Annotated in this window: 16 protein-coding genes; 5 read left to right on the top strand and 11 right to left on the bottom strand. The window is 72.8% G+C overall.

What is annotated here, in order from left to right; genetic code table 11:
* Positions 1 to 47: 47 nt before the first annotated feature.
* Entirely contained in the window at positions 48 to 689 is a 642-nt protein-coding gene (locus BS83_RS23500; RefSeq protein WP_037609719.1) for a uridine kinase family protein, read from the bottom strand.
* A 121-nt stretch (positions 690 to 810) separates the two neighbouring features.
* Between BS83_RS23500 and BS83_RS46605 the strand changes: the two genes are divergently transcribed.
* Entirely contained in the window at positions 811 to 2,334 is a 1,524-nt protein-coding gene (locus tag BS83_RS46605; protein WP_037605565.1) for a glycosyl hydrolase family 28-related protein, read from the top strand.
* A 33-nt stretch (positions 2,335 to 2,367) separates the two neighbouring features.
* Here BS83_RS46605 and BS83_RS23490 read toward each other — a convergent pair whose 3' ends face one another.
* From BS83_RS23490 to deoC, 3 genes are read right to left on the bottom strand one after another with little or no spacing between them, the layout of a single operon-like run.
* On the bottom strand, positions 2,368 to 3,273 hold the full coding sequence (locus tag BS83_RS23490) for an aldehyde dehydrogenase family protein (RefSeq protein ID WP_037605564.1): 906 nt from the start codon (positions 3,271 to 3,273) through the stop codon (positions 2,368 to 2,370).
* Positions 3,266 to 4,705: an aldehyde dehydrogenase family protein gene (locus BS83_RS23485; RefSeq protein WP_037605562.1), complete on the bottom strand. Its 1,440-nt coding sequence runs from the start codon at positions 4,703 to 4,705 to the stop codon at positions 3,266 to 3,268. Before BS83_RS23485 ends, BS83_RS23490 begins: the two co-directional genes overlap by 8 nt.
* 5 nt (positions 4,706 to 4,710) lie before the next feature.
* Positions 4,711 to 5,682, bottom strand: coding sequence for a deoxyribose-phosphate aldolase (gene deoC, locus BS83_RS23480; protein WP_037605560.1), 972 nt, complete (start codon positions 5,680 to 5,682; stop codon positions 4,711 to 4,713).
* A gap of 171 nt (positions 5,683 to 5,853) precedes the next feature.
* Here deoC and BS83_RS23475 point away from each other — a divergent pair, with 171 nt between their 5' ends.
* Both BS83_RS23475 and BS83_RS23470 read left to right on the top strand, forming a co-directional pair.
* Positions 5,854 to 6,681 (top strand): hypothetical protein, encoded by an 828-nt coding sequence (locus BS83_RS23475; RefSeq protein WP_051943722.1) that lies wholly within the window; start codon positions 5,854 to 5,856, stop codon positions 6,679 to 6,681.
* A gap of 149 nt (positions 6,682 to 6,830) precedes the next feature.
* The gene (locus BS83_RS23470) at positions 6,831 to 7,430 is read left to right on the top strand and encodes a hypothetical protein (RefSeq protein ID WP_037605559.1); all 600 of its coding nucleotides are present in this window, start codon (positions 6,831 to 6,833) and stop codon (positions 7,428 to 7,430) included.
* Positions 7,431 to 7,473: 43 nt separating this feature from the next.
* Here the strand turns inward: BS83_RS23470 and BS83_RS23465 are convergent, their stop codons facing one another.
* From BS83_RS23465 to BS83_RS23435, 7 genes are all read right to left on the bottom strand, one after another.
* On the bottom strand, positions 7,474 to 8,280 hold the full coding sequence (locus BS83_RS23465) for a tyrosine-protein phosphatase (protein WP_084713919.1): 807 nt from the start codon (positions 8,278 to 8,280) through the stop codon (positions 7,474 to 7,476).
* A gap of 55 nt (positions 8,281 to 8,335) precedes the next feature.
* Complete coding sequence (locus tag BS83_RS23460; protein WP_037605556.1) at positions 8,336 to 10,063, bottom strand: phospho-sugar mutase; 1,728 nt, start codon at positions 10,061 to 10,063, stop codon at positions 8,336 to 8,338.
* Between the two features lie 242 nt (positions 10,064 to 10,305).
* Positions 10,306 to 11,136: a purine-nucleoside phosphorylase gene (locus BS83_RS23455; RefSeq protein WP_037605555.1), complete on the bottom strand. Its 831-nt coding sequence runs from the start codon at positions 11,134 to 11,136 to the stop codon at positions 10,306 to 10,308.
* A gap of 124 nt (positions 11,137 to 11,260) precedes the next feature.
* Positions 11,261 to 12,316: an NlpC/P60 family protein gene (locus BS83_RS23450; RefSeq protein ID WP_037605554.1), complete on the bottom strand. Its 1,056-nt coding sequence runs from the start codon at positions 12,314 to 12,316 to the stop codon at positions 11,261 to 11,263.
* 89 nt (positions 12,317 to 12,405) lie between these two features.
* Positions 12,406 to 12,888, bottom strand: coding sequence for a poly-gamma-glutamate biosynthesis protein PgsC/CapC (locus tag BS83_RS23445; protein ID WP_037605553.1), 483 nt, complete (start codon positions 12,886 to 12,888; stop codon positions 12,406 to 12,408).
* Positions 12,885 to 14,459 carry a poly-gamma-glutamate synthase PgsB gene (gene pgsB, locus BS83_RS23440; RefSeq protein WP_037605552.1) on the bottom strand — a complete coding sequence of 525 codons (1,575 nt, stop codon included), beginning with the start codon at positions 14,457 to 14,459 and terminating at the stop codon, positions 12,885 to 12,887. The genes BS83_RS23445 and pgsB overlap by 4 nt, the downstream gene beginning before the upstream one ends.
* A gap of 23 nt (positions 14,460 to 14,482) precedes the next feature.
* A complete protein-coding gene (locus BS83_RS23435) occupies positions 14,483 to 16,687 on the bottom strand; it encodes a HAMP domain-containing protein (RefSeq protein WP_051943716.1) in 2,205 nt (734 codons plus the stop codon).
* A 203-nt stretch (positions 16,688 to 16,890) separates the two neighbouring features.
* Here BS83_RS23435 and BS83_RS23430 point away from each other — a divergent pair, with 203 nt between their 5' ends.
* Together BS83_RS23430 and BS83_RS23425 are read left to right on the top strand one after the other, a co-directional pair.
* Positions 16,891 to 18,789: an ArnT family glycosyltransferase gene (locus BS83_RS23430; protein WP_051943714.1), complete on the top strand. Its 1,899-nt coding sequence runs from the start codon at positions 16,891 to 16,893 to the stop codon at positions 18,787 to 18,789.
* Positions 18,790 to 18,791: 2 nt separating this feature from the next.
* Entirely contained in the window at positions 18,792 to 19,772 is a 981-nt protein-coding gene (locus BS83_RS23425) for a hypothetical protein (protein WP_157597292.1), read from the top strand.
* The last annotated feature ends 36 nt before the right edge of the window (positions 19,773 to 19,808 follow it).

Genomic DNA, 19,808 nt, shown 5'->3' with positions numbered 1-19,808 from the left:
GTCGGTGGCTTGTCGCGCCGTTCCTCGCGCCCCTGGCGGGCTCGGGTCTACGCGGCGGAGCCGCCGGCGAGCACAGCCGCGCGCCCCTGGGGTGCTGCGACGGACCGAAGCCTGTCGAGTGCTTCGTGGCCGTCGCAGGCGTACGCGCCCAGCGACTGCTGGTGGGTGACCAGGGCGCGCTCGGCGCGCATCAGGCGGTAGCCGCGGCGCAGGAGGTAGGGGACCGACTTGCGGGCCTCGCGCACGTCGCGGAGGAAGCGGCGGTAGGCCGTCGTCATCGGACGGTTGCGCAGGCAGATCGCGTCGGCGAGGAGGCCTTCGGCCTCGCAGGCGCGGACGATCTCGGCGGCGAAGATGCCCTCGGCGACGAAGACCGGGCCGGAGATCTCCAGGCGACGGCTGCCTACGGCGCCGTTCGCGGGGATGGAGTAGACCGGGACGTCCGTCGAGCCTTCCTCGCAGAGCGCGCGGATCGCGTCGACCGCTCGGTCGAAGTGCCAGGAGAGCGGGTCGTCCCAGTCCACGCTGCCGTCGGGGAGACGGGGGAGGGTGGGGTCGTCGCCGTTCTTGTAGAAGTCGTCGAGCTGGAGCACCGGGAGGCCGGCGCGCTCGGCGAGGGTGGACTTTCCGGAACCGGAGGGGCCGCAGAGCAGCACGACGTGGGCGGTGTTCACGGAAGAAGTACTCACGGAGCACCAGTGTGACATCCCCAGGAAGGCTCCTGGTAGCGTCCCCCGGTCCGATCGCACGGGATCGAACGAAATCGAGTACGCCAGAGGGCGGCCCCGCGCCGCCGGGGTGGAGCCTTCAGTGACGAGCCGACGCAGCCTTCTCGCCCGTACGGTCGCCGGTGCGGCCGGGCTCTCCGCGCTGAGTGTCGCGCTGCCGTCGACTGCCGCCGAGGCGGCGAGCACCGGGCAGGGCGTGACGGACTGGGTCAACGCGGTCACCGGCTTCGGGGCGGACCCGACCGGGGCCACCGACAGCACCGCTGCGATCCAGCAGGCGCTGAACTCGCTGGCGGGCCCCGGCGGTGTGGTCTACCTGCCGAACGGCAGCTACCTGTGCAACCAGGCCAGGATCACGGCCGTCGACAAGGTCACCCTGCAGGGCGCGGGCCCGGGCACCGTGCTCCGCTTCGACGGGACGGTCAACCCGACCCTGTTCGGGATGGCGGACACGACCCGGCGCCACTTCAACCTCCGCGACCTCACCATCCTGCAGACCAGTGGCACGCCCGTCGGCACCGCCGTCGACGCGACCAGCTTCGTCTACTCCGACTTCACCCGGCTGGTGATCGGCAGCTCGACCGGCGCCCCGAACGTCGGCATCGACGTCAACGGCGGCAGCGCCTACTACAACTGGGTCAACTGGTGCCAGATCACCGTGGGCGGGGCCAACGCGGTCGGGGTCCGTTTCGCGAACGGCTCGAACAACAACCACGTGCTCGGCGGCCGGGTCTCGCTCTCCACGTCCGACGCGACCAGCACCGGGATCTACGTCAACGCGAAGTCCTGCTCGCTGCAGTCCCCGAACGTGCAGGACGGGGCGGGGGTGGGCATCGACATCGGGCCCACCGGTGTGGCCACCACCGTGAACGACCCCTACCTGGAGAACAACGCCGTCGCCAACATGCGCTTCGCGAGCGGCGTGCTGTCGCCGACGGTGATCGGCGGGACCATCGAGAACGACACGGCGTTCACGCCCAACATCGTGGACAACGGCGCGATCACCCCGCTGGTGCTGAACGCCAGGACCTCCCACGGCGGGGACGTCTACGCCCACACCAAGGCCGTGGTCGGCAACACCTGGCAGGCCGAGGACCACGGGCTGACCGCCTGGGCCTACGACCCGGCGGCGATCTCCGCAGGGTCCGCCCTGGTCTCCGGCACGGCCTACTTCGTGAAGCTGCCGGTGCGCTACGTCACCACCCTTTCCAAGGTCTGGTTCGACGTGGCCACGGCGGCGACCACGGTCACCGCCGGGCGGAACTTCTTCGGCCTGTACGTGGCGCAGCCGGGCGGCGCCACCGCCTCACTGGTGGCCTCGGGCAGCGCCGACGCGGCCCTGGCGACAGCCGGGCTGCAGTCGGTGGCGATCACCCCGACGGTGGTGACCCCCGGCTACGTCTACGCGTGCGTGATGGCGTCCGGCTTCACCGGGGCGCCCGCGCTCGGCCGCAACGCCGGCGGGGCGGTGGGCAATCTCAACCTGGCCGCGTCCGCGTTCCGGTTCTTCCAGAACACCACCGGGAACTCCACGGCGCTGCCGTCCTCGATCACGCTGGCCTCGAACGCGACGCCGCCCGCCGCCTTCTGGTCGGCGGTGAGCTGACCGGAGGGCGGCGGGCGGGGCGGAGCCCGGTGGTCACATGCCCATCGGGTGCCAGACCGTCTTGGTCTCCAGGAAGGCGAGCAACCGGTCGGTGCCCGGTGCGGCCGTCCAGTCGGACGTGGCGGAGTCGGGACGCCGGACGCGCTTGAGTGTGTCCGCGGCCAGGGTCTCCAGCGCCTTGGCCGAGGCCGGGCCGTCCTCGGCGACGACGCCCGCGAGGTCCAGGGCGTTGACGTCGGCGTGCGAGGCCAGGGTCGGGGCGATGTCCTCGGTGCGGCCGGAGAGCAGGTTGACCACGCCGCCGGGCAGGTCGGAGGTGGCCAGCACCTCGCCCAGCGAGAGGCCGGGGAGCGGGGCGTTCGGGGCGAGCGCCACGACCGCCGTGTTGCCCGTCGCGATGACCGGCGCGAGCACGGAGACCAGGCCGAGCAGCGAGTGGCCGGTGCCGGACTGCGGCGCGATCACCCCGACGACGCCCGTCGCCTCGGGCGTGGACAGGTTGAAGTACGGACCGGCGACCGGGTTGGCGCCGCCCGCGATCTGGGCGACCTTGTCCGTCCAGCCCGCGTACCAGACCAGGCGGTCGATCGCCGCGTCGACCAGCGGCGCGGCCTTCTTCGCGGTCAGCCCCTCCGACACCGCGACCTCGGCGACGTACTGGTCGCGGCGACCCTGCAGCATCTCGGCCGCGCGGTAGAGGATCTGCCCGCGGTTGTACGCCGTCGCGCCCGACCAGCCGCCGAAGGCCTTGCGCGCGGCGGCGACCGCGTCGCGGGTGTCCTTACGGGTGCCCTGCGGGGCGTTGGCCAGCCACTCGCCGGTCTTGCGGTCGGTCACCTCGTACACCCGTCCGCTCTCGGAGCGCGGGAACTTGCCGCCCACGTAGAGCTTGTAGGTCTTGTAGACGTCCAGGCGGAGCGCAGTCGTGGGCTCAGACATCGAGGTAGGCCTCCAGACCGTGGCGACCGCCCTCGCGGCCGTAGCCCGACTCCTTGTAGCCGCCGAAGGGCGAGGTCGGGTCGAACTTGTTGAACGTGTTGGACCACACCACGCCGGCGCGCAGCCTGCTCGCCGTCCACAGGATCCGCGAGCCCTTCTCGGTCCAGATGCCGGCCGAGAGCCCGTACGGGGTGTTGTTGGCCTTGGCGACGGCCTCCTCCGGCGTGCGGAAGGTCAGCACGGACAGCACCGGGCCGAAGATCTCCTCGCGCGCGATCCGGTGGGTGGCGCTGACGTTGCTGAACACCGTCGGCGCGAACCAGTAGCCCGCGGCGGGCAGTTCGCAGGACGGCGACCAGCGCTCGGCGCCCTCGGCCTCTCCGGCCGTCGTCAGCTCCTGGATCCGGGCGAGCTGCGCGGCCGAGTTGATGGCGCCGATGTCGGTGTTCTTGTCCAGCGGGTCGCCCACCCGGAGCGTGGACATCCGGCGCTTGAGCGCCTCCAGCACCTCGTCGTGGACGGACTCCTGCACCAGCAGCCGGGAGCCCGCGCAGCAGACGTGGCCCTGGTTGAAGAAGATGCCGTCGACGATGCCCTCGACCGCCTGGTCGACCGGCGCGTCGTCGAAGACGATGTTCGCAGCCTTGCCGCCCAGCTCCAGGCTGAGCCGGGTCCGGGTGCCGGCGAGGGTGCGGGCGATGGCACGGCCGACCTCGGTCGAACCGGTGAAGGCGACCTTGTCGACGCCCGGGTGCCCGGTCAGCGCGGCGCCGGTGCGGCCGTCGCCGGTGACGATGTTGACGACGCCCTTGGGGAGCCCGGCCTGGCGGCAGATCTCCGCGAAGCGCAGGGCGGTGAGGGGAGTCGTCTCGGCGGGCTTGAGGACGACGGTGTTGCCGGTGGCGAGCGCCGGTGCGATCTTCCAGGCCAGCATCAGCAGCGGGAAGTTCCACGGGATGACCTGCGCCGCGACGCCCACCGGGCGCGGGTTCGGGCCGTAGCCGGCGAACTCCAGCTTGTCGGCCCAGCCCGCGTAGTAGAAGAAGTGCGCGGCGACCAGCGGCAGGTCGACGTCGCGGGTCTCCTTGATCGGCTTGCCGTTGTCGATCGACTCCAGGACGGCCAGCTCGCGCGAGCGCTCCTGGATGATCCTGGCGATCCGGAACAGGTACTTGCCGCGCTCCACGCCCGGCAGCGCCGACCAGGAGGTGAACGCCTTGCGGGCGGCCGCGACGGCGCGGTCGACGTCGCCCTCGGTGCCCTGGGCGAACTCGGCCAGCACCTCCTCGGTGGAGGGGTCGACGGTCTTCAGCGCCTCGGATCCGGTGGATTCGACGAACTCGCCGTCGATGTAGTGCCCGTACGTCGAGGCGATGTCGCCTGCGGCGGCGCGCGACTCGGGCGCGGGGGCGTACTCGAAGAGTTGAGCCATGGTGATCAGTCCACCGTCACGTAGTCGGGACCGGAGTAGCGGCCCGAGGCCAGCTTCTGCCGCTGCATGAGCAGATCGTTGAGCAGGCTGGACGCGCCGAATCGGAACCAGTCCGGGCTCAGCCAGTCGTCACCGAGGATCTCGTTCACCATGACCAGGTACTTCATGGCGTCCTTGGTGGTACGGATACCCCCGGCGGGCTTCACTCCCACCTGTACACCGGTGGCGGCGCGGAAGTCGCGGACGGCTTCCAGCAGCACCAGGGTGTTGGCGGGGGTCGCGTTGACGGCGACCTTGCCGGTGGAGGTCTTGATGAAGTCGGCCCCGGCGAGCATCGCGAGCCAGGAGGCGCGGCGGATGTTGTCGTAGGTGACGAGCTCGCCGGTCTCGAAGATCACCTTGAGATGGGCGGCGGTACCGTCCGGGCGGACGCAGGCCTTCTTGATCTCGGCGATCAGCTCGTAGATCTCCAGGTACCGGCCGGAGAGGAAGGCTCCCCGGTCGATGACCATGTCGACCTCGTCGGCGCCTGCGGCGACGGCCTCGGCGGTGTCGGCCAGCTTGACCGGCAGCCCGGCCCGGCCGGAGGGGAAGGCGGTGGCGACGGCGGCGACGTTGATCGGCGCGCCGCCGAGGGCCTCCTTGGCGATGGGGACCATGTCCGGGTAGACGCAGACGGCCGCGGTGTGCGGCACGGACGGGTCGCCCGGATCGGGGTTCCTGGCCTTTTGACAGAGCGACCGGACCTTGCCGGGGGTGTCCGCACCCTCCAGCGTGGTCAGGTCGATCATGGAGATGGCCAGATCGATGGCGTAGGCCTTGGCAGTGGTCTTGATCGACCGGGTGCCGAGTCCGGCGGCGCGCGCCTGCAGGCCCACGGCGTCGATGCCGGGGAGGCCGTGCAGGAAGCGACGCAGGGACGCCTCGGAGGAGGCGATCTCGGCGAGCCCGCTGGCGGAGAGGGGGGAGGACGACATGCTCACCAATCCAGCATATCTACACGCGTAGCGTTTCGTCAGGGGGGCGTCCGTGTGACGTTGCCGGACCGAGACGATCGCCGGGGCGCACGGCGGGCCTCCGGGCCCGATGCCATTCCGAGACCCGCGCGGTCGCGGGGAACGCCCCAACCTGGGGCAGAATCGGTGACCATGAGCGACACCCCGGACCGTGCGAACACGGACCCCAGCAGCGAGGACAACGGCGTTCCGGCTGCGACGCCCGAGGCCGCGGCGGAAGCCGCGCCCCAGCCCGCGGCGGAGCCGACGCCCGCGCCGGAGCCGACGCCTGCGGCCGAGCCGGCGCCTGCTCCCGCGGCCGCGTCCGCGCCTGCGGCGCAGGAGGAGCCCGTCTACGCCGACAAGACCTACCGCTCCGGCGGCGGGGTGGCCGGCGGCGGCCTGATTCTGGTGCTCATGCTCTGGCTCTGCATCGACGCGATGTTCAAGGGCGGCGGCACGGCCCCCGCGCTGTCCGCGGCGGTGCTGGTGGGCGGCATCCCGCTGGTCGTGGCCTTCACGATCTGGCCGGTCGTCCGCTCGGGCGCCGAGCGGCTGCTGGTCCGCAACCCGTTCCGCACGATCGACGCCCCCTGGGGCGCGGTCGAGTCCGTGACCGCGCAGCTCTCGGTGGAGCTGCGTGCGGGCGGCCGCAAGTTCGTGATCTGGGCGATTCCCGTCTCCCTGCGCCAGCGCAAGCGTGCCGGCCGCCGCTCCATGATCGCCGCGGGCGACCGCGGCCAGCTCTCCTCCCGCGGCGGCAAGGGCACGTCCGCGTACGGCGCGCCGTCCGCTCCCGCCGCACCGACCCAGGCGGTGGCCGACAAGGCTGCCGTGGAACTGAACGGCGTCGCCGAGGCCTACCACAAGCGGCACCCTGACACGCCGACCCCTGACGTCAAGGTCGCCTGGAACTGGGCTTTCATCGCCCCGATCGTCGCCGGCGTGCTGGCCCTGATCATCATTCTCGCCGTCGGCTGACGAGCCCCGCAGTGCCCCGGCTGCGCGCACAGCCCGCCCACCCGCTGCGGAGGGTCCCGTTCGTCGAGGACCGTCCGCACGCCGGTGGCGTGGGGCGTGCGCGGGGAAACTCAGCTGATCCCGGCCGGACGGGACGCTACTGTCAGGCCGTGATCGACACTGACGCGGCCCGGCTCGGGGCCGAAGCGGCCCGCCGCCTGCGGGAGGCCGACTGCTGCACCTTCGAGCGGGGGCTCGGCGACGAGGAGTTCGAGCGGATCGAGGAGACCTACGGTTTCCGGTTCTCGGACGATCACCGTGCCTTCCTCGCGGCCGGACTGCCGGTCAGCTCGCCGCCGCAGGAAGGAGCCACCTGGGACCAGCCGTGGCCCGACTGGCGCGGCGCCGACCCCGACGACCTCCGCCACCGCCTCGGGTGGCCGGTGGACGGCGTGCTCAGGTCGGTCCAACACGGCTACTGGCACCCCTCGTGGGGCGTCCGCCCCGTCGACGGCGAGGCGGCGCGATCTCTCGCCGAGCAGCACCTTGCGACCGTGCCCCAGCTGGTGCCCCTCTACGGACACCGGTTCCTGCCCGCAGGCCGCGGAACCCACGGGCACCCGGTCTTTTCCGTCTGGGGCACGGACATCATCTACTACGGCGAAGACCTCGCCGATTACGTCAGCCACGAGTTCGGGGACGAGCACGAGCACCTCGACTGCTGGAACCCTCGCGGCACCGTTCCCTTCTGGCCCGACTTCGTGCGGTAGGCGGGCTCGCGATCGGCGCCGAAGGCGACGGCCGTGCGCGGGGTCAGAGCAGGGCCGCGCGCAGGGTGGCGAGGTCGGATTCGGTGACGCCGTGGGCGAGGAGGTAGGCGGCGGCGTCGCCGTGGGTGGCGCGGATGGTGGTGAGGAAGGCCGTCATCAGGGCCGGGTGGATCGGGGAGGAGCGGCGTTCCTCGCCGTGTTCGTCGATGTAGTAGACCGGGCCCTTGTCCAGGCCGAGGGCGGAGTTGGAGAAGTGGTAGTCCGCCACGATGTCCTCGTCGGAGACGCCCAGCGCGGACTGGATGGTCGCCACCGTCACGCCGGTGCGGTCCTTGCCCACGGCGCAGTGGACCAGGGCCGGGAGGGCGCCCGGACGGGCCAGCGCGCGGGCCGACGCGGCGATCGCCGGGCCGGCCGTCGCGGCCATGAAGGCGTAGAGGCCGTCGAGGCTGTCCGCGCCCGCCTCCGCGTCGCGCTCGTCCCGATCCTCGCGCTGCTCGTCCCGATCCTCGCGTACCTCGGGCTCCTCGCGCTCCTCGGGCGCCGCCGGTTCCTGGGTGGGGACGCGGGGCGGGAAGGTCGGCAGGTGGAGCACCTCGATGCCGTCGGCGAGCACGCGGTCCGGCCAGACGTCTCGCTCGATCTGCGAGCGCAGGTCGATCACGGTGCGCAGGCCGAGCTCCTCGGCGAGGTGGCGGGCGCCCTCCTCGGTGAGCAGGTGCAGCGAGGCCGAACGGTAGAACAGCGCCTGCGCCATCCGGCCGCCCGACGCGGTCGGCAGGCCCCCGGCGTCGCGGAAGTTGGGCACGCCGGGGACAGGGATCAGCCGTTCGGCTCCAGATATCGACACTCCGACAGCATGTCAGAGCCGTCCGGCCGAAACGCCCAGGGGCTCGGAGTCCGGTTCAGAGTCCGGCCGCGGTCCCCAGGTCCGTCTTCAGCGCGGCCAGCAGCGAGGCGGCCCGCTCGCGGGCCGCGCCCAGCTCGGCCCGGCTGTCGACCGGGACGACGACCTCCAGGTAGCACTTCAGCTTCGGCTCGGTCCCCGAGGGCCGCACCACGACGCGCGCGCCGGTCACGCCCTCGCCGCTGAGGTGGTAGCGGAGTCCGTCCGTGGGGGGCAGCGCCTCGGAGCCCGCCTCCAGGTCCTCCGCCGAGTCGACGTGCAGGCCCGCCAGCCGGGTCGGCGGGTGCTCGCGCAGCCTGGCCATCGCGTCGGAGATGACGCGCAGGTCGGCGACGCGGACCGAGAGCTGGTCGGTGGCGTGCAGGCCGTGGGTCGCGGCGAGGTCGTCGAGCAGGTCCTGCAGCGTGCGGCCCTGGGACTTCAGGGTCGCCGCCAGCTCGGCCATCAGCAGCGCGGCGGTGACCCCGTCCTTGTCGCGGACGGCGTCGGGGTCGACGCAGTAGCCGAGCGCCTCCTCGAAGCCGTAACGCAGGTCGTCCACCCGCGAGAGCCACTTGAAGCCGGTCAGCGTCTCCTCGTAGCCGAGGCCCGCCGCCGCGGCGATGCGGCCGAGCAGCGAGGAGGAGACGATCGTCGTCGCGAACGTCCCCTTGGCGCCCTTGGCGACCAGGTGCGCGGCCAGCAGCGCGCCGACCTCGTCGCCGCGCAGCATCCGCCAGCCGCTGTCGGCGCCGCCCGCCGCCGAAGGGTCGTGCACGGCGACGGCGAGCCGGTCGGCGTCGGGGTCGTTGGCGATGACGAGGTCCGGCTGGTGCTCGGCGGCGGCCGCGAACGCCAGGTCCATCGCGCCGGGCTCCTCCGGGTTGGGGAAGGAGACGGTCGGGAAGGCCGGGTCGGGATCGCCCTGGGCGGCGACCACGACGGGGGCGGGGAAGCCGGCGCGCTCGAACGCGGCGAGGAAGGTGCCGCGGCCGACGCCGTGCATCGGGGTGTAGACGACGGCGAGGTCGCGCGGGGCGTGCTCGTCGACGACGGTGGCGGCGCGGGCGAGGTACGGCTCCAGCGCCTCGGCCTCGGAGAGCACGTCCCAGCCCTCGACCGCCAGCGGGATCTCGTCCAGGGTGCCGACGGCCTCGATCTCCGCGGCGATGCCCGCGTCGTGCGGCGGGACGATCTGCGAGCCGCCGAAGGAGCCGCCCAGGTAGACCTTGTAGCCGTTGTCGCGGGGCGGGTTGTGGCTGGCGGTGACGGCCACACCGGCCGCCGCGCCGAAGTGGCGGACGGCGTAGGCGAGGACCGGGGTGGGCAGCGGCCCGGGCAGCAGCGCGGCCTTGAGACCCTGGCCGATCATCACGGCCGCGGTGTCCCTGGCGAAGGCCTCGGAGTTGTGCCGGGCGTCGTAGCCGATCACGACCAGGCCGTTGCCGGACTCGCGCTTGAGGTAGGAGGCCAGGCCCATCGCGGCGCGGATGACCACCGCGCGGTTCATCCGCATCGGTCCGGCGCCCATCTCGCCGCGCAGACCGGCGGTGCCGAACTGGAGGGTGCCGCTGAAGCGTTCGGCCAGCTCCGACCAGGCCGCCGCGCTCGACTCGCCCGGTCCCCGCTCCGCGGCGGCGAGCAGGTTGGAGAGCTCCTCGCGGGTCTCCGGGTCGGGGTCCTCGGCCAGCCAGGTGCGGGCCCGGGTGAGGAGGTCGCCGTCGGCCTTCGCCTGATGGGCAGTCATCGCGTCACGTCCTTGATGCCTGGTGAGTGCAGAACAGAACAGCAATTGCGCGGTCGGGGTGAGCCGACGCGCGGGAACGGCGTCGTGCGGCCGGCGCCGCCCGCCCGAAGGGTGGGGCGGCTCGCGCCCCGAACGGCGCCTACCCCGCTCCTTCGTCCGTTCCCCCGGTCCGGCTCACCTCAAAAAGCATGGCACCCGGCGCGGAAACCGTCGGATGCCATGCGGGGGAGAAGCAGGAAGGATCAGATCCGTTCGAGGACCTTGGCCAGCAGTGCGCCCATTCGGGTGGCGGAGCTGCGACCGGCCTCCAGGACCTCCTCGTGGTTGAGCGGCTCGCCGGTGATGCCCGCGGCCAGGTTCGTCACGAGGGAGAGGCCGAGCACCTCGGCGCCCGCCTCGCGGGCGGCGATGGCCTCCAGCGTGGTGGACATGCCGACCAGGTCGCCGCCGATCGCCCGGACCATGGCGATCTCCGCCGGGGTCTCGTAGTGCGGGCCGGGGAACTGGACGTAGACGCCCTCCTCCAGGGAGGGGTCGACCTCCTGGCACAGCGTGCGCAGGCGCGAGGAGTAGAGGTCGGTCAGGTCCACGAAGTTGGCGCCGACGATCGGGGAGGCGCCGGTGAGGTTGATGTGGTCGCTGATCAGGACCGGCTGGCCGGGGGCCATGCCCTGACGCAGGCCGCCGCAGCCGTTGGTCAGCACGACCGTGCGGCAGCCGGCCGCGACGGCGGTGCGCACGCCGTGGGCGACGGCGGCGACGCCGTGGCCCTCGTAGTAGTGGGTGCGCCCGAGGAAGATCAGGGCGCGCTTGTCGCCGATGCGGATCGAGCGCACCTTGCCGGCGTGTCCGGCGACCGCGGGGGGCGGGAAGCCGGGGAGCTCGGTGATGGCGAACTCGTAGTCGGGCGTGCCCAGTTCGTCGGCGGCGGGCACCCAGCCGGAGCCCATCACGAGGGCGACGTCGTGCGGCTGCCCGTCGGTGAGCTCCCGAAGGCGCGCGGCGGCGGCCTGCGCGGCGTCGTAGGGGCTGACGGGGTTCGTGCCGGCGTCCGGCTGCGGGAAAGCGTTCACAAGTCGAGGATAACGGCAATCTCCTACGCGCGTAGAGCACAAAGGGATGACATTTCCGGCCTTCCGGTCCTGATCTTCGTGCGAACGGACGAAAAGGCTCGTGGTACGCCGAGTGCGAGACCCGTCAGAGCCGGCGGGCGACCCGCAGGCCCGCGGCGTAGAAGCCGTTGCCGTCGAGCCGGGCGACGCCCGCGATGTCGCCGAAGGTGGGGCCGTTGGCCTGCGAGCGGCTGGAGAGGAAGCGCGGGTGACCCTCGGTGTCCTGGCCCAGGTACATCCCGCAGTGGTCGATGGCGAGCGGCTTGCCGATGTTGATGGCGAAGAAGACCAGGTCACCGGGCTGCAGCATGCCGATGTCGCTCGGCCGGCTCTTGGTGTCCGGGATCAGCAGCACGCCGGGGGCGTAGGCGGCGATCGCGTACGCGCGGCGCGGCAGGCCGACGCCCTTGTTGTTGTGCAGGTGCAGCGGGTAGCCGCCGCGGTAGCCGTAGACCATCCGCATGTAGCCCGAGCAGTCCAGCATCCCGAGACGGGCCTTCTCCGGCTGCACCGAGCCGTCCGGGAAGTCCCACGGGATGCCGAGGTAGTCGTAGAAGTCCGACTTCTCGTCGCGGTAATGGAACGAGGTCTGCGACTCGCCCGGTACGACCGGCCCGAAGGCCGCGTCCCCGGCGATGCGCAGCCCCTTGGCGTTGTGGATGGTCGGGGCGCCGTCCTCGTACTGCATCGCGATGCCGATGAGGTCGGGGCTGGTGTCGGCCAGCGCCTTGGGGAACCAGTTGTGGAACCAGGGCGTCTGCTCGCGTCCCGCCTTCCACTCGTCCGGCATCAGCCGGACCCAGGCGTCGCTCTGGACCACGGCGGTGGTGGTGCGCGGCTCGGTGAAGGTGCGGCTGGGCCCGGTGAGCATCACGGTGCGGGCGCCGTCGGTGAGCACCGCGAGCTGGTTGCCCGAGGTGTCGCGGACGATGGTGCGGTCCGGCCCCGTCTGCCGCTGGAAGGTCCAGTCCGCGCTGGCGGTCGGCAGCGGCGCGGCCGTGTCGCCGGGCGCCTGCGTGGCGGTGGCGGCCGGGGCGTTGGAGTGGCTGTTGAGCTTGACGCCCAGAGCGCCGGCGACCGCGACGAGGCCCACGCCCGCACCTCCGCCGAGCAGCTGCCGTCGTGAGAGCTGGGGGGCCATGGTCGCTCCTTCGTGCGGGGCCGGTCGGTGTGCGGACCGTCGGGGTGTGCGGCGGTCGATGGGTCGCGCGGGTGCGCGGGGACAGGATGTCAGGCGGTGGGCAGCGCGCCCAGCAGCAGGCCTGCCGCCAGCACGACGTAGGTGGCCAGCGTGACCGCTCCGGTCGCTATGGCGGTGGCCGCCTTGGGCTGGCGGACCAGCTGGTAGGCGATCAGGCCGGGCACGATGAAGCCGAGCGTCTGACTGGTGTAGAGCAGCGGGAACTGCGCCTGCAGCGCGAACATCACGGTCATCTGCAGCACCACCGCGATCAGCACGACCGCTGCGAAGAGCCGCTTGCCGTAGAGGATCACGGCCCGCTGCAGGCCGATCGTGCCGAGGTAGGTCAGCAGCGTGACGCCCACGACAAGCCCCGCCCGCTGGATGTCGGTGACCAGGGTCAGCGCCAGCCAGCCCGGCGTGATCATGCCGCCGGGGGAGAGGTTGGTGGTCAGGTAGCAGATCAGCGAGAAGACCAGGCCCAGTGCGATGCCGAGAGCGGCGATCTGCGGGGTGAGGGCGGCGGGGATCACAGCGGGTACCTCGTCTGGTCGTCGTACGGGCTGGGCGGGTCGGTCGGTTCGGCGGGCCGCGCGGGCGGGGCCGGGCGCGGGATCCGCAGGGCGATCGTGCGCGAGCCGTCGAAGGCCTCGGGGTCCTCGAAGTCGTCGAAGCGATCGGGGGCGTCGAGCCGGTCCGTCCCTGGCGCGGCCTGCGCGGCCTGCGCGGCCTGCGCGGCCTGGGCGGCGTGCGGGTCGTACGACTGCTGCGGTTCCGCGTGCTCGTAGGGCGCGTAGGGGTCGAAGGGCACCGGCGGCAGCACCGCCGTCTCCGACGCCAGCGTGACCTGCGTGATCTGCGCGGTCTGGGCCACGGCCGCGGTCTGCGCGGCCTGCGCGGACGGGCGGTCCCGCTCGGCCTCCTCGTCGGGGGCCAGCTCGGCCAGGCAGTCCAGGAACAGCTCGCCCTGGCCGTGGATGTTGCCGACCGCCACCAGCGAGGCGTCCGGCCCGAGTTCGGCCAGCAGGGCGTCGGTGAGCTGCTGCGGGTCGCGCCGGTCGCCGCCGAGGTCGACGACGCGGCCGCGCCAGCTGTCCGGGATCGCGTCGGCGGCGCTCTTGGTCGGGTGGCCGATCAGGAAGACCGTCTCCGGGTTCAGCTCCGGGATGATCGCGCCCATCTGGCCGTTGCGCTCGACGCGGTCGGGGCGGCAGTTGATCACGACGCTCAGCGGCTGCGCGATCGCGCCGAGGTCCAGCAGCTGCTGCACGTTCATCAGCGTCGAGGCGGGGTCGTTGGCGGCGAAGACGTTGGCGAAGCGCAGCCGTCCGCCACCCGGGGTCAGGTAGCGCTCGACCGAGAGCACGCCCGGGTCCGGCGGCGCCTCCCACATGCCCTGCAGCGCCGTCTCCCGCTCCACGCCCAGGAGTTCGGCCACCGCGAGGGCGATGGCGACGTTCTCCTTGAAGGTGAACCAGGAGAAGCCGCGCAGCTCGGCGTCGCTCACCGTCTCCGGGTCGACCGCGATCAGGCGGCAGTTCCGCTTGTCGGCCTCCTCCTGGAGGATGTGCAGCCGCTCCTGCTCGGCCGTGACGCAGACGCCGCCGACCGGCATCGAGCGCGAGAGGGAGCGGGCCACGTCGTCCAGGGTCGGGCCCATCTCGGCGAGGTGGTCCTCACGGACGTTGCACAGCACGCCGATGGTGGAGCGGATCAGCTTCTCCTGGTTGATCTCCTGCAGCGCGGGCATGACCGCCATGCACTCGATGACCAGGGCATCGGGCCGGTACGCCGCGGCGCGCCGGACGATGCCGATCTGTTCGACGACGTTGGCGATGCCGAACTTGCGGTAGACCGGCTCCTCGGTGGCGTCCGGGTGGATGAAGCGGGCGGCGGTGCCGGTGGTCTTGGCGACCGTGGTCAGGCCGCCGCCGCGCAGCGCGCCCGCGCACAGCCGGGTGATGGAGCTCTTGCCCCGGATGCCGTTGACCAGCACCCGCACGGGTATCTGGTCCAGCGAGGTGTCATGGCGTCGTTGCTCGACCATGCCGGCGATCAACAGCCCGAGGCAGCACAGCACCAGGACGCAGTAGAGGAACAGCACAGCGGGTTCTTCCTTCCGTTGCGTCAGATCCGGGCCGACGGGGGCGTGCGCCGGTGCGTGGACGAGGCCGCGAGCTGCTGACGCAGCAGTTCCAGGCTGCGCAGCACCGAGCCGACCTCGTCGTGGTGGACGGGGTAGAGCACGGTACGGCGGTCACCGCCGGCGAGCGCCTCGGCCGAGACGGCCAGCGAGCGCAGCGGACGGACCACGATCACGTGCAGCCAGCCGAGGCAGCCCAGGCCGGCCGTCAGGCCCAGCAGGCCCGCCAGCATGGTCAGCCGCTGGGTGCGGTAGGCGCCGAGGTCCAGCCAGGAGCTCGGCTGAGAGCTGACCACCTGCCAGTTGAACTGCGTGGACACCCCCGCGAGCACCCCGAGCGGGGCGGCCGCGATCAGGTCCTGGTCCGCGCCGTCGGGGACGAGCTTCGACTGCGGGGCCGACGAGGCGCTCTGGGCGAGCTGGGCCAGTCGGTCGGTCGGCAGGTTCTGGTACGCCAGGTAGCCGCTGCGGGAGGCGACGACCTTCTGCCGGTCGTCGACCAGCCAGACGTTGCCCATGCCGGGGTGGTCCAGGGTGGTGTCCAGCACCGAGATGTCGAACTCGCCGACCACGGCGACCGGGGTGAACGGGCCGAGGTCGACCGGCTGCTGACCGGGGATGGTCGGCCGGGCCTTGGGCACCGGCGCCCAGACGTCCAGCACCGGGATCTTGCCGTCCGTGTTGACCTGCACCAGTCCGCCCCGGCCGCTGAGCTCGCCAGGGGTCTGGCGCGGCTGCTTGCCGACACTGGTCAGCACGCTGCCGTTGCGGGCCAGCAGGTAGAGGGTGCGGTAGCGGCTGTGCTGTTCCAGCGCGGTGGAGAGCAGCCGCTGCGCGCGGTCCGGGGTGGCGGTGCTGTCGAGCACGGCCGCGACTCCGGCCACGTCCTGGTAGCCGGCGGCGAGGCTCTGCCGCATCCGCTCGGCGGCGGCCACGGTCCGCGTCTGCTGGTCGGCGACCAGCTGCTGCGGCACCGCGGTCGCGCTGACCGGCCGGGTGAACATCAGCAGCAGCGGGACACCCCAGGCGGCCAGCAGCAGCGCGCAGACGACGACCACGGCGCGCGCGCCGAAGACCCGCCGCAGCGGCCGGAACACCTCGGGGGACTCGCCGTGCAGCTGCCGGCGCAGCGCGTCCAGCGCGTGCCCGACCCGTGCGGCCTCGCCGCCGCGGGCCAGCGCCACCGGACGGGAGAGGTCGCCGCGGGCGATCCTGGCCGCGCCCAGGTGGAGCCTGAGCAGCGGGCGCTGGAGTCGCAGCACCAGCAGCAGCGTCACCAGCAGCGCCGCGAGCAGCAGCGCACCGGCGGCGGTCAGCGCCAGCAGCGAGTCGCCGGTGACGTTGGAGGTCTGCGGCGTCGCCATGACGACGACCGCGGTCAGCCCCAGCGGGTGCACGAGCGGGTCGTTCGCCGGTGCGACGTCGGCCCAGCCGGCGACGGTGCGCTTGCCGGTGTGCAGGTCGCCGACCAGGTAGCCGGAGTTGCGGTCCACGCCGGAGCTGCCTCCGCGCTGCGCCGAGGCGTGCGCGGAGGAGCTCGGGATGCGCTGGTCCTGGGCGCCCACGAGGGCGGGCCCGAGCGAGGCGACGGTCCGGGCGTGCCCGTCCACGAGCAGGAACCCACGGGTGAGGTCGCCGCCGGGCGCGGTCAGGCCGATCGTGTCGGTGGCGACGAGGACGTGCCCGCCCACGTTCGCCGAGACCAGCAGCCTGGTCTCGTGGTCGGGCAGCGTGATCAGGACCGGCTTGCCCTTGCGGCTGGTGCTCGCCGTGGCGGCGGCCTGAACGGCGGACGCGGGGATCTGCTCGCCGCTGACGGCGAGCAGCCTGCCAGTGCCCGACTCGGCGACGGCCGTGCCCAGCCAGGTGTGCCCGAGCGTGGAGAGCCGTCTGAGCAGTCCGTCGGCGGTCAGCGGTCCGGTGGTGTCGACCGCGGCGTTCGCGCCGTTGGCACCGGTCAGGTCGGAGAGCTGAGCGGCCTGGTGACGCAGCGTCGCGGCGTCCTGGTCGAGAACGGCTCGGACCTCGCTGGCGGCGTCCTCGGCGAGGTGCTGCTGCGAGCTGAGAACGGCGGGCGAGACGTCGAGCGCGACGGATCGGCCGAGCGCGAGCACGGTGACGGCGGCGACGGCGAGCAGCAGGCTGAGCAGCGCTGCGACCGGCGGCCTGACACCGCCGAGCAGTGGCATGTCCGCGCGCAGCCGCGTCCGATGGCGCCGCGGGGCGTGGCTGGACAGGAGAGGTCCTCTCGTGGGGGGTCCCACGAGAGATTACGGACCATCGGGTCACACGTCGATTACGTTCCGGACATATTTCACACCCGATTCGAACGGACACTTGCGTACGCCTTAGTCTGCTTTCCTCCCATGCGCGTTCGAGAGGTACACCGACGATGGCCAGTCCCACCCTCTTGGGGTCCGACGACGTCGGCGGCTCGACCCGTCGGGAACGGCGGGTCGCCGGGGGCACCCCGGTGGGCGTGCGGGTCGGCCTCGCGGCCGTGCTCGTGGCCGCCGCGTACCTGTACGGCTGGGGCCTGGACAGCGTCTCGCTGCACCCGTACTACACCGCCGCGGTGCGCAGCATGGCCGCGGACTGGCACGCGTTCTTCTACGGTGCGCTGGACTCGGGCAGCTCGATCACGGTCGACAAGCTCCCGGGCGCGTTGTGGCTGCAGGCCCTGTCGGTGCGGGTGTTCGGGCTGCACATCTGGGCGGTGGCGCTGCCGCAGGCCCTGGAGGGCATGGCCACCGTCTGGGTGCTCTACCGCACGGTGCGCACCTGGGCCGGGCCGGTCGCCGGGCTGCTGGCCTCGCTGGTGATGCTGGTCACACCGATCGCCGCGGCGCTGGACCGGCGCAACATCTCCGACACGCTGCTGGCGCTGCTGCTGGTGCTGGCCGGCGGCGCGGCCCTGCGGGCCTCCCGCAGCGGTCAGCTGCGGCCGCTGCTGGCCTGCGCGGTCTGGGTCGGCCTCGCCTTCCAGGCCAAGATGCTGCAGGCGTGGGTGCTGATCCCGGTCTTCGGCGCGGTCTACCTCTACGCCGCGCCCGGCGGCCTGGCACGCCGGGCGCGGAACGTGCTGATCGCCGGGACGACCGCGCTGCTGGTCTCCTGCAGCTGGGTGCTGATCGTGTGGGCGACGCCGGCGGGGTCGCGGCCCTACCTGGACGGGACCACCGGCAACAGCCCCTTCGCACTGGTCTTCGGCTACAACGGCATCAGCCGCTTCGGCAGCGGCAACGGCACCGCGTTCGGCTCGGTGCCCGGCACCGCCGCCTCACGTCCCACCGGCGGCGCGGGCATCGGGGTGCTCACCAGCCACGCCACCGCGCCGCAGATCAGCTGGTTCCTGCCGGTCGCGGTGCTGGGCCTGGTCCTGGGCCTGCTCGCCTGCCGCGGCCGCGAACGGACCGACCCGCTACGCGCGGGCTACCTCCTGTGGGGCGGCTGGTCCCTGGTCAACTACCTCGTCTTCGCCGCCTCCTCCGGCATCCACGGCTACTACACCGTGATCCTCGCCCCCGCCTTCGCCGCCCTCTCCGGCGCGGCGGCGGCCGCCGCCTGGCAGGGCTTCCGGCAGGCCGAGGGCCTGCCGCACGCCAAGGCGCAGGCCGCCCGCTACCCGCTGCTCGGCCTGGTCATGGCCGGTGCGCTGTGGGCCGTGGTGCTCGACGGCCTGCATCCGACCTTCCATCAGTGGCTGGCGCCGTTCGTGGGCGCCTGCGGCCTGGTGGCCGCCGGTGCGCTGGCCAAGGGCAAGGAGTGGGGCGGCTGGGTCGCCGTGGTCGCGGTGGTGCTCAGCCCGGCGGTGTGGGCTCTGTCGGTGCTCAATCCGCTGTACGCGGGCAGCTCGACCTCCCCGCTGGCCGGCCCGGTGGGCGTGGGCTATGTCGCCGCCTCGCACAAGAAGGCTGCCGCCCCGGTCACCTTCGCCCCGCCCGCGGGCCGCTACGCGCACATCCTCGGCTACCTGGAGGCCCACCAGGGCTCCGCCCACTACCTGGTGGCCACCCAGAGCGCCGAGCCCGCCGAGCCGCTGCTGCGCGGCACCGACGCGCCGGTCCTGGTGATGGGCGGCTTCACCGGCAACACCCCGTTCCCCGACGCCGACGCCGTGGCCGCACTGGTGGCGTCCGGTCAGCTCCGCTACGGCCTGCTGATCGCGAACCGCCCCGAGACGCCCGGCAGCCGCTGGGTCGAGGCGCACTGCAAGGTCGTCCCGCCCAGCGCCTACCAGGAGGTGTCGGGGACCGCGACGTCGATCTACGACTGCGCGCCTACGAAGTAATCGTGCGCAATGTCCTTAATGTCCTCTACGTGCGTGCCGCAACGCGGCTGACGACCGCTGCCCTCCTTGCGACCCTGGCCGCGCTGCCGCCCACCCTGCCGCCGCTGATCGCGGGGGCCGCGGCGGAGCCGACGACCACGCGGGCCGCGTTCCTGCCCTCGCTGCCGCGGGTCGACCTGGCCCGGCGGATCGGCGACTACGTCGCCCCGTTCGGCGTGCGCCGCACCTACCAGCAGCCCACGGAGGCCGAGCGCGCCACGCTGGCCGACGGGGTCGCGCTGCTGGCCGCAGGGAACGCCGGGGCCGCCAGGGCGGAGCTGGCCCGCGTCGGCTACGGAGTGACCACCCTGCGGGACCAGGCCACCGGCCGAGGGGTGCTGGAGGTCGCCGACCTCTCCGCGGACCGCGAGGCCCGCCGCGGCTGGGGCCGCGTCTACGTCGACCTGGACCGGCGCGCGGGCTTCTGGAAGCCGGGCACCGTCCGGCACTGGACGCTCCAGGTCCCGCATCCGGTCTACGACATGGCGACGGAGCAGGTCGCGACCGCGGTCTTCCGCGACGCACCCGGCGCGATCATGGTCGTGGCCGGCGCGCACCGCACGCTGGCGGACCCGGCGCACGACCTGACCACGGTCTTCGCGGCGGTCATCGACCGGCTGGCCCTGCCGGGACTGCAGGTCCACGGCTTCGCGGCCGAGTCCCTGCCGGACTACGAGGCGATCCCGACCCCGGGCTACGGCCCGGTGACGCCACAGGTGCGGGCGCTGGCGGACTCGCTGGACGCTGCGGGCATCCCGGCCTGCCGGGTCTGGGAGCGGGCCTGCGGGGACCTCGGCGGCACGCTGAACGTCGAGGGCCGCTTCGCGGCGGCGCAGGGGCTGCCCTTCGTGCATCTGGAGCTGGCCCCGGACGAGCGCACCGATCCCGCCGCGCGCGACCACCTGGCGACGGTGCTCGCGGCGTTCATTCGCACCTGGCGGTAACGATTGGCTAACGGTTCCGGCTCGCCGAGGTCGTTC

The sequence above is a fragment of the Streptacidiphilus rugosus AM-16 genome (genome assembly GCF_000744655.1).
GTDB lineage: Bacteria > Actinomycetota > Actinomycetes > Streptomycetales > Streptomycetaceae > Streptacidiphilus > Streptacidiphilus rugosus.
The sequence above is the reverse complement of the archived record's forward strand: the minus strand, read 5'-3'. Positions and strand labels throughout refer to the sequence as shown.